Origin of the sequence: Limosilactobacillus reuteri subsp. simiae (assembly GCF_020784875.1) — a bacterium.
Lineage (GTDB): Bacteria > Bacillota > Bacilli > Lactobacillales > Lactobacillaceae > Limosilactobacillus > Limosilactobacillus reuteri_H.
On record NZ_JAJGUI010000102.1, the window covers coordinates 68,083 to 78,171 of the forward strand.

Annotated in this window: 10 protein-coding genes; 7 read left to right on the forward strand and 3 right to left on the reverse strand. The window is 36.5% G+C overall.

Annotation, left to right across the window (positions count from 1 at the left end):
• Window positions 1–52 precede the first annotated feature (52 nt).
• The 4 genes from nrdH (at window position 53) to adhE (ending at window position 6,673) form a co-directional block, all read left to right on the forward strand.
• Window positions 53–274: a glutaredoxin-like protein NrdH gene (gene nrdH, locus LMC10_RS05730; protein ID WP_003666324.1), complete on the forward strand. Its 222-nt coding sequence runs from the start codon at window positions 53–55 to the stop codon at window positions 272–274.
• 99 nt (window positions 275–373) lie between these two features.
• Window positions 374–2,545 carry a class 1b ribonucleoside-diphosphate reductase subunit alpha gene (nrdE, locus tag LMC10_RS05735; RefSeq protein ID WP_229269168.1) on the forward strand — a complete coding sequence of 724 codons (2,172 nt, stop codon included), beginning with the start codon at window positions 374–376 and terminating at the stop codon, window positions 2,543–2,545.
• 114 nt (window positions 2,546–2,659) lie between these two features.
• Window positions 2,660–3,679, forward strand: a complete 1,020-nt coding sequence (nrdF, locus tag LMC10_RS05740; RefSeq protein WP_003670529.1) for a class 1b ribonucleoside-diphosphate reductase subunit beta — start codon at window positions 2,660–2,662, stop codon at window positions 3,677–3,679.
• Window positions 3,680–4,036: 357 nt separating this feature from the next.
• Window positions 4,037–6,673 carry a bifunctional acetaldehyde-CoA/alcohol dehydrogenase gene (gene adhE, locus LMC10_RS05745; RefSeq protein ID WP_003676333.1) on the forward strand — a complete coding sequence of 879 codons (2,637 nt, stop codon included), beginning with the start codon at window positions 4,037–4,039 and terminating at the stop codon, window positions 6,671–6,673.
• Window positions 6,674–6,760: 87 nt separating this feature from the next.
• On the opposite strand, the gene LMC10_RS05750 is transcribed toward adhE, so the two are convergent.
• Genes LMC10_RS05750 through LMC10_RS05760 form a run of 3 tightly spaced genes read right to left on the reverse strand, consistent with a single transcriptional unit; the run spans window position 6,761 to window position 8,453 of the window.
• A complete protein-coding gene (locus tag LMC10_RS05750) occupies window positions 6,761–7,516 on the reverse strand; it encodes a DUF4097 family beta strand repeat-containing protein (protein WP_229269169.1) in 756 nt (251 codons plus the stop codon).
• The gene (locus tag LMC10_RS05755; RefSeq protein WP_229269170.1) at window positions 7,517–8,128 is read right to left on the reverse strand and encodes a DUF1700 domain-containing protein; all 612 of its coding nucleotides are present in this window, start codon (window positions 8,126–8,128) and stop codon (window positions 7,517–7,519) included. It abuts the gene before it with no gap.
• The gene (locus LMC10_RS05760) at window positions 8,121–8,453 is read right to left on the reverse strand and encodes a PadR family transcriptional regulator (RefSeq protein WP_229269171.1); all 333 of its coding nucleotides are present in this window, start codon (window positions 8,451–8,453) and stop codon (window positions 8,121–8,123) included. The genes LMC10_RS05755 and LMC10_RS05760 overlap by 8 nt, the downstream gene beginning before the upstream one ends.
• A gap of 189 nt (window positions 8,454–8,642) precedes the next feature.
• Here LMC10_RS05760 and mscL point away from each other — a divergent pair, with 189 nt between their 5' ends.
• From mscL to LMC10_RS05775, 3 genes are all read left to right on the forward strand, one after another.
• The gene (gene mscL / locus LMC10_RS05765) at window positions 8,643–9,014 is read left to right on the forward strand and encodes a large-conductance mechanosensitive channel protein MscL (protein WP_229269172.1); all 372 of its coding nucleotides are present in this window, start codon (window positions 8,643–8,645) and stop codon (window positions 9,012–9,014) included.
• Window positions 9,015–9,147: 133 nt separating this feature from the next.
• Window positions 9,148–9,378, forward strand: coding sequence for a hypothetical protein (locus LMC10_RS05770; RefSeq protein ID WP_229269173.1), 231 nt, complete (start codon window positions 9,148–9,150; stop codon window positions 9,376–9,378).
• Between the two features lie 132 nt (window positions 9,379–9,510).
• Window positions 9,511–9,795 (forward strand): hypothetical protein, encoded by a 285-nt coding sequence (locus LMC10_RS05775; protein WP_003667357.1) that lies wholly within the window; start codon window positions 9,511–9,513, stop codon window positions 9,793–9,795.
• Window positions 9,796–10,089: the final 294 nt, after the last annotated feature.

The window sequence follows — 10,089 nt, forward strand, 5'->3', positions numbered from 1 at the left end:
TTCATCGTTATACTAGAAAACATCGACTAATCGTTTAGGAGGCCTCGTGAAGATGGTAACTGTATTTTCAAAAAATAATTGTATCCAATGCAAGATGACAAAACGTTTCCTTGAGCAACATAAAATTTCATTTATTGAACACAACATCGATGAACAACCAGAATACATATCTCAACTTAAGTCTGAAGGTTTTATGGCGACTCCAGTTGTAAAACTTCCTAACGGTCAAGCTTTTTCTGGCTTTCGTCCTGATCAATTAAACCAACTTGCCTAAGTTTAAATAAATTAATATTTTGCCAGGCATCAATTCGCTATTGGTGTACTGGCTTCTTTATTGACATAATCAAATTAATTCAGAAAGTGAGTTATTAATATGGCGTTATCCGATATCGACATGACCAAAGTTAAATATTACGATTATAACAACGAAGTAAATATTCCCAAAAACGGACAAATTCAACTAGATAAAGATAAATTGGCCTTAGAAGACTTTATTAAAAATAATGTTGAACCGAATACCAAAAGCTTTTCTTCATTAAAAGAACGTTTTCAATGGTTAGAAGAAAATGATTATATTGAAGAGAAATTTATGAATAAATATAGTGAAGCATTCATTGAAAAGCTTTACGATTATTTAAAAGCCCAAAACTTCCACTTCCATTCTTTTATGGCAGCTTATAAGTTTTATGCTCAATATGCCTTACGAACAAATGATAAAGAATACTACCTTGAAAACTATATTGATCGGGTCGCAATGAATGCTCTTTACCTCGCTAATGGTGATGAAGAGTTAGCAATGCAGCTCGCTGATGAAATCATCCATCAACGTTATCAACCCGCAACGCCAACATTCCTTAACGTTGGGCGTAAACGCCGGGGAGAATTTGTTTCTTGCTTTGCGATTCAAACAACGGACGACATGAATACCATTGGTCGAACAATCAATTCTGCCCTCCAACTTTCTAAAATTGGTGGGGGTGTTGGAATTAATTTAAGCAACCTTCGTGAAGCTGGTGCCCCAATCAAGAAAATACAAGGTGCTGCTAGTGGAGTTGTTCCTGTAATGAAGTTGTTAGAAGATAGTTTTTCCTATTCCAATCAACTGGGACAGCGACAGGGAGCCGGAGTCGTTTACCTTAGTGTTTTTCATCCTGATATTATTGAATTCTTAGGAGCAAAAAAGGAAAACGCTGATGAAAAGATTCGCTTAAAGACCCTCTCTCTCGGAATTACAGTTCCTGATAAGTTTTATGAATTAGTAGAGCAAAATGCTGATATGTACTTGTTTAGTCCCTATGATGTTGAACGAGTATACGGAATGCCATTTTCCTATGTCGATATCACAAAAGAATACGACAATTTAGTAGCAAACGATGATATTCGCAAGAAGAAAGTTAATGCCCGGGACTTGGAGGATGAAATTAGTAAACTTCAACAAGAATCAGGTTATCCTTACATTATCAATATTGATACAGAAAACCGGGATAATCCGATTAATGGAAAAATTGTGATGAGTAATTTATGTTCAGAGATTGCCCAAGTACAAGTACCAGCGCGAGTAAATGATGATCAATCATATTCTGAAATGGGAATTGATATCAGTTGTAATCTTGGGTCAACCAATATTGCTAATATGATGGAAAGCCCTGACTTTGGTAAATCGATTAAGGCAATGATGCGGGGACTAACCCGAATCAGTGACGTAGAAGACCTAGATGTTGTCCCAACTATTCAAAACGGAAATCGACTTGCCCATTCAGTTGGTTTGGGTGCAATGGGATTACATAGCTACCTCGCTAAGCACCATATTCAATACGGAAGCCCGGTTGCGATTGAATTCACAGGTGTTTACTTTATGCTCTTAAATTATTGGTCATTAGTGGCATCAAATGAAATTGCCAAAGAGCGGCAGGAAACTTTCCACGATTTTGAGAACAGTAAATATGCGGATGGTTCCTACTTTGACAAATATGTCACTAAGGATTGGGGACCACAATCAGATGTTGTTAAAGGTCTTTTTGAAGGTATTTTTATCCCTGGAATTGAAGATTGGAAGAAGTTGAAAGAAAATGTAATGCAAGATGGTCTTTACAATCAATACCGTCTTGCTGTAGCGCCAAACGGTTCAACTTCCTACATTAACGATTCGACTGCTAGTCTACATCCAATCATTAATCGTGTTGAAGAGCGCCAAGAAAAGATGATCGGTAAAATTTATTACCCTGCCCCATATCTTTCAAACGACACGATGCCTTACTATCGTTCAGCTTACGATATGGATATGCGAAAGGTTATTGACACTTACGCCGCTGCACAACAGCACATCGATCAATCTCTTTCAATGACCCTCTTTATGCGGTCAACAATCCCAGCAGGCCTTTATGAATGGAAAAATGGACGAACAGATAAAATGACGACTCGTGATTTAAATATCTTACGGCACTATGCCTATAAACGCGGTATTAAGTCAATTTACTACATTCGAACGTTTACTGACGATAGCGATGAAATTGGTGCAAACCAATGTGAAAGCTGTGTTATCTAAGCCTAATCAGAATTTGATTTAAACGTTGGGCACTGGTAAACTTGATATTATGTATACAAATGGCTTTTGGTATCTCGATTTATTAAAAGCAACGTATTTGGAGGAGCTCAATCAATGAAACTGGAAGAATTTAAACCTGTAAATCAATATAAAGCAATTAATTGGAATGAAGTTTCCGACATGATCGATAAAGCTACATGGGAAAAGCTAACAGAACAGTTCTGGCTTGATACACGGATCCCTGTTGCCAATGATATGGATGATTGGCGTGAATTAGATGACGATCATCAATGGACTGTCGGACATGTTTTTGGTGGTTTAACCCTTCTTGATACTGTTCAATCAGAAGCAGGATTAACTGCCCTTAAAGAAGATGTTAAAACTCCTCATGAAACAGCAGTTCTTAATAACATCCAATTTATGGAATCAGTTCATGCTAAGAGTTACTCAACTATTTTCTCTACTCTTAATACCCCAGACCAAATCAAAGAAATCTTTGAATGGTCCGATACAGAAGAATATTTGCAAAACAAAGCTGTCAAAATTGCAAATATGTACCTTGATCCAAGTCAAGATCCACTCAAAAAGAAAGTAGCCAACGTTTTCCTTGAAACTTTCTTATTCTATTCTGGTTTCTATACTCCCCTTTATTATCTTGGCCACAACAAATTAAATAACGTGGCTGAAATTATTAAGCTAATTTTACGGGACGAATCAGTTCATGGAACATATATTGGATACAAGTTCCAAGTCGGCTTACGTGATCGAACAGAAAAGCAACAACAAGATATGAAAGATTGGATGTATAATTTCCTTTATGAACTATATGATAATGAAGAAAAATACACTCATCTTCTTTATGATCAAGTTGGTTGGACCGATGATGTTTTAACCTTCATCCGTTACAACGCTAATAAGGCATTGATGAACCTTGGTCAAGATCCACTATTCCCTGATACCGCTTCTGATGTTAACCCAGTTGTTATGAACGGAATTTCTACTTCAACTTCTAACCATGATTTTTTTAGCCAAGTCGGCAATGGATATCGCATGGGTGCCGTTGAAGCAATGAATGATAGTGATTATGACGTTAAAGATCCAAACGCGGGAAAAGACATTAATGCCCGCGATTAATAAAAAAGCTACCATTTCTGAATGGTGGCTTTTTTATTATTCCCAATAATAATCTGTTAATGATTAGTTAACTTAATAACTAGCCGAGTTAAATTAATATATTCGCTTTTATATTATATTTGTGAAATATATTTCAATTGATAACAGTATGCAAATCTATCATCTCTTAACTTCAAAAATAATACCAATGTTTTTCGTTGCTATGGAAGTATTGTAAAGACAATATTGTAAGCGAATTCATAAAAAGTAACCATTGTTTAAACATTCACAAAGGTATTTACAAAGATAAAAAACGTAGTAATATTATACATGTTCAAACGTTAACAAAGAAAAGAATTGAAAAAGGAGATTTCAATTATGCCTGCTAACAACAAAAAACAAGTTGAAAAAAACGTATTAACTGAAGAAGAAAAAAAGCAAAATGCGCAAAAATTAGTTGATGACATAATTGCCAAAAGTGAAGCAGCTTTTGAACAATTACGTTACTACTCACAAGAACAAGTTGATAAAATTTGTCAAGCCATGGCCTTAGCTGCTGAAGAACACCACATGGACTTAGCTATTGATGCAGCTGAAGAAACTGGTCGTGGGGTTGCCGAAGATAAAGCTATCAAGAACATCTACGCAAGTGAATACATTTGGAACAACATCCGTCATGATAAAACTGTCGGAATTATCGAAGACAACGATGAAAACCAAACCATCACTATTGCTGATCCTCTTGGTATTATTGCAGGTATCGTTCCAGTTACTAACCCTACTTCAACAACGATCTTCAAATCAATCATTAGTGCTAAGACACGGAATACAATCATCTTTTCTTTCCACCGTCAAGCCATGAAATCTTCCATTAAAACAGCTAAGATTTTACAAGAAGCTGCTGAAAAGGCCGGTGCACCAAAGAACATGATTCAATGGCTTCCTGAAAGTAGCCGTGAAAACACAACCGCATTGTTACAACACCCTAAGACTGCTACTATTTTAGCAACTGGTGGTCCTTCATTGGTTAAAGCTGCCTACAGTTCAGGTAACCCTGCTCTTGGTGTTGGTCCTGGTAACGGTCCAGCTTACATTGAAAAAACTGCTAATATTGAACGTTCTGTTTACGATATCGTTCTTTCCAAGACTTTTGATAACGGAATGATCTGTGCTACTGAAAACTCAGTTGTTGTTGATGAAGAAATCTACGACAAGGTAAAAGAAGAATTCCAAAAGTGGAACTGTTACTTCTTGAAGCCAAATGAAATTGATAAGTTTACTGAAGGCTTCATTGATCCTAAGCGTCACCAAGTTCGTGGACCAATTGCTGGGCGTTCAGCTAACGCCATCGCTGATATGTGTGGAATTAAAGTTCCTGAAAACACTAAGGTTATTATTGCTGAATATGAAGGTGTTGGTGACAAGTACCCACTTTCCGCTGAAAAGCTTTCACCGGTATTAACAATGTACAAGGCCACTTCACATGAAAATGCCTTTGATATTTGTGCTCAATTATTGCACTACGGTGGTGAAGGTCATACTGCTGCTATTCACACCCTTGACGATGATTTAGCAACTAAGTACGGTCTTGAAATGCGTGCTTCACGGATTATTGTTAACTCCCCATCTGGTATTGGTGGTATTGGTAACATTTACAACAACATGACGCCATCACTTACTTTAGGTACCGGTTCATACGGTGGTAACTCAATTTCCCACAACGTTACTGATTGGGACCTCTTAAACATCAAAACAATTGCAAAGCGGCGTGAAAACCGTCAATGGGTTAAGATTCCCCCAAAAGTATACTTTCAACGCAACTCACTAAAAGAATTGCAAGATATTCCAAACATTAACCGGGCATTCATCGTTACTGGTCCTGGAATGAGCAAGCGTGGTTACGTTCAACGTGTTATCGATCAATTGCGTCAACGCCAAAACAACACTGCTTTCTTAGTATTCGATGACGTTGAAGAAGATCCATCAACAAACACTGTTGAAAAAGGTGTTGCCATGATGAACGACTTCAAGCCTGATACAATTATTGCTCTTGGTGGTGGTTCACCAATGGATGCTGCTAAGGCTATGTGGATGTTCTATGAGCACCCAGAAACTTCATGGTATGGTGTTATGCAAAAGTACCTTGATATTCGGAAGCGTGCTTACCAAATTAAGAAGCCTACTAAGTCTCAACTTATTGGGATTCCTACTACATCAGGTACTGGTTCAGAAGTTACTCCATTTGCGGTTATTACCGATTCAGAAACTCATGTTAAGTACCCACTTGCTGACTACGCCTTAACACCAAACATTGCAATCGTTGACTCACAATTCGTTGAAACTGTTCCAGCAAAAACTACTGCTTGGACTGGACTAGATGTTTTATGTCACGCTACTGAATCATATGTTTCTGTTATGGCAACTGACTATACTCGTGGTTGGTCACTTCAAACCATCAAGGGTGTTATGGAAAACCTTCCTAAGTCAGTTCAAGGTGATAAATTAGCCCGTCGTAAGATGCATGACTTCTCAACAATGGCCGGTATGGCATTTGGTCAAGCCTTCTTAGGAATTAACCACTCCCTTGCTCACAAGATGGGTGGAGCATTCGGTCTTCCTCACGGTTTGCTTATCGCTATTGCAATGCCACAAGTAATTCGCTTTAACGCAAAACGTCCACAAAAGCTTGCTCTCTGGCCTCACTATGAGACTTATCATGCAACTAAGGACTACGCTGACATTGCACGGTTCATTGGTTTGAAAGGTAACACTGATGAAGAATTAGCCGAAGCATATGCTAAGAAAGTTATCGAACTTGCTCACGAATGTGGTGTTAAGCTTAGTCTTAAGGACAATGGTGTTACACGTGAAGAATTTGATAAGGCTGTTGACGATCTTGCTCGCTTAGCTTACGAAGATCAATGTACTACTACTAACCCAGTTGAACCACTTGTTAGCCAACTCAAGGAATTACTTGAACGTTGCTACGATGGTACTGGCGTTGAAGAAAAATAATCCAGCGCATAATTAAAAATTAAGACTTTTCTCCTATTAAAAAGGTCCTCGATATCTGTCGAGGGCCTTTTATTAATTTCAGCTAAATCAATTTACTTCATTATCACCAGATTGCGTTATTAAGCGGAGCACATTTTCTGCATCATCATTTTGATGCAATGATTCTTCACCTTTATCTTCACCGTTAAGCTCATTATCACCTGCATCAGTCTTTAGGAAATAACCATCGACAGTTGTGTTTGTAACTGTATTATCACCAGACTGATTATTAACAGTATAGTGTCCTTGAACTGTTAAATTATGTCCTGTAAAGTTACCCGACGAAAGTTTTGTACTTCCACCGCGTAATGTAACTTGACGATATTCAACCTCGCCTGCGCCACTATTAACATCAATATTGTCCATTTTAACTTTAGAAGCTGTTAGATCACCACTTTCTAAATGAATGCGCCCAGCTAAGGCTTGATCATGCGGGATAGTCACAATGATTAAATCTTGGTGGGACTGATATTCATTAAAGTTAAAGACAAGAGGGAATCCACCAGTTTGGCGAATTGAAGCAACATTATTATGAACAGTTACGGCCGGAGAATGCTTACTAATGCCAGAATAAGTAATCTGATAATTCTTGCCTTCACGAACTACTACATTAGCCGTCGATGCTGATATATCAATCCGTTCAAAAGCTTTATTAGTACTTATCGTTTTAGTGTGAGAATGAAAAATTGCTGGACGATTGTTCTCAAAATAAACAGCCTTGTTACCATTATTAAAGAAGCCTATTCCAAGAAGAATTACTCCTAAGATTAAAACAATTACTCCCACCTTAAATACTTTTTTCATTTACTTTTTCCTCCTTGCCTGCACTTTTGCATAAATGAACTTAGCAAAGTTTGCAATCCCTTGAACAATAACTCTGATTAACCAGTAAATTAAAGGTAAACAAACAAGGAATAAGCCGATCAGTGTCAATCCTAAGCCAAAATAAAATAGTCCGCTAAACAGGTTTGTTGCAATTAAACCAATTCCAATATAAATAGATACGATCGCTATGGCAGCAACCCCAAAGATTAAAGCAACTATTCCAACAATCAAACTTAAGGCGACTCCCCCGGCTGCCAATAGTAGTGCTAGTAAGGCAATTCCTAGTCCAAAAGTTATCGGTGATGTAATAATCGCTACTAGTACCCACCAAAATACGCGCCAACTAGAATGAGGCGAAGCAGGGTGTCCTTCTTTGATTGACTCATTATTCGCTTTAATTGAATAATCGGCTAATATCTTGTGACTTAACTGTCGTGGCGTTCCTAATTTTTCTTCAATCGCTGTTCGAGTATCCAGTCCAGCGTCTGCAATATATTCATCATAAAACTCTAAGGCATCATTTCGTTCTTCATCAGTTAATTGTCTTAAATATATTGATAAATCATTAATGTATTTTTGACGTTCATTCATCTTTATCTTCTCCCTCACCTAACCCATTAAAAATACCATCTAAACTATTCTTATAATCAGTCCATAATTTACGAATACGTTGTAAATGATCCTTGCCGGCCTCCGTAATTTGATAATAACGGCGATTACGTCCCTGATAAGGCTGATCATAAGTTGTTAAATATCCATCTTTTTTTAACCGGCGTAAAACGGGATACATTGTTGATTCAGAGATGGTAATCGCTGATTGCATTCGTTGAGTTAAGGCATATCCATAATAATCTTTGTGTTCAAGAATTGCTAAGACCATCCCATCGAGTAAGTCTGAAGTAATTTGAATCTTCATTCTATCCCTCCTTTTTTATCAGCAATATTATATGACATATAATATGATGCTTTGATATAATATGCAAGCATTATTTAAAAATAAATTAAATATCCCTATATAGTCTTATAAGAACACTAAATAAACAATTTGTTTGATATAATTATAATTGTAGTTGTTCCTCTCTAAAGTTAGAAGGAGGCTTATTGTATGTTAAAAGAATTCAAAACATTTATTGCTCGTGGAAGCGTTATTGACATGGCAGTTGGGATAATTGTCGGTGCAGCTTTTACGTCAATCGTAAAGTCATTAGTTAATAACCTTATTAACCCCCTTATTGGTTTATTCATTGGTCGAATTGACCTATCTAACCTTGTTTTGACGGTCGGCGATGCTCAGTTTAAATACGGAAGTTTCCTAAATGCAGTTATTAACTTCCTGATTATCTCCTTTGTTGTTTTCTTAATAGTAAAAGCAATCAACACTTTCCGTAAAAAAGAAGATAAAAAAGCAGAAACTCCAAGTGAAGAAGTTATGTACCTCAAAGAAATTACTGAACTCCTTAAAAAGAATAAAGATTAATAAAAATGCTGGTTAAAAGTTTCTAACCAGCATTTTTATTAATGTATAATATTTTAATTTTTATACCATATCATTGGAATTGAGTTTGTATACTTGTTACTATCATGGTAGGACAACAAAAGAGGTGATAAAGATGTTTAAAAAGAAAAATTGTCCTACGTCAAATAGCCAAAATGATGCAACAAATGCATACCAAAAGGGTTATGATCAAGCAGTTAAGGATTATAAGGCTCTAGAACCTTTTAGGAAGTATCCACAACGAATTATTAATGTCACCAATAAGTTTATTAAAGGTAAGATGCATGCTCTTCGTGACTATGTTGACGGGTACGAAGATGCTAAGCAACAACTTTCCCAAAATTAGTAAAGTATTACCAATTATTGCAAATAACTTCAACTGCTAACCACACCGCGTAATACTTTTTTCGAATGTTGCTATTCATCAGTTCAATACGCGTTTATTAATGTTTATTGAGGCCCTAAGGAGGGATATCTTATGTTATTTAATGTTATTTTTTGGATCTTAGCTATCTGGTTTGTCATTAATGTCATTTGGATGTGGTTCCAGCTTAATAATCAAATTCTACAAAAGACTTTCGCTTGGATCAATGTTTGTGCAATTGTTATCGGTTTTTGGGTCTATTATGGTGTATCTCATGATGCAAGCGCAATTAACGGTTGGTTTATTGCTATGAACTGGGTTAACATTGCTATCGCTGCTATTCAATTCTACTTTGGTTACCGCACAAGCAACGATAGTACTACTCATCCTGCAAAGTAGACTTATTTACTTTTAGCTTTCCTGTTCTTCTAAAATTTTGCACACATCATAAAATAGCTCCTTATTTAGAATAAATGGTAGGAGCTATTTTCGTATTATAAAGGAATAAATACCTTATATGGTATCTCCGAAATAAAAAAAGAGTTACGAAAAATTGTTTTCGTAACTCTTTTTTTATGGGTATACACTTTCTGGTATGGATGGAGATTCCATGCCAGATTTTTTGTATAAAAAAGAGACATTTGCTGTCCCCTCGTTATACAATCAATTCACCACAAAAATCATGAAAGAAGG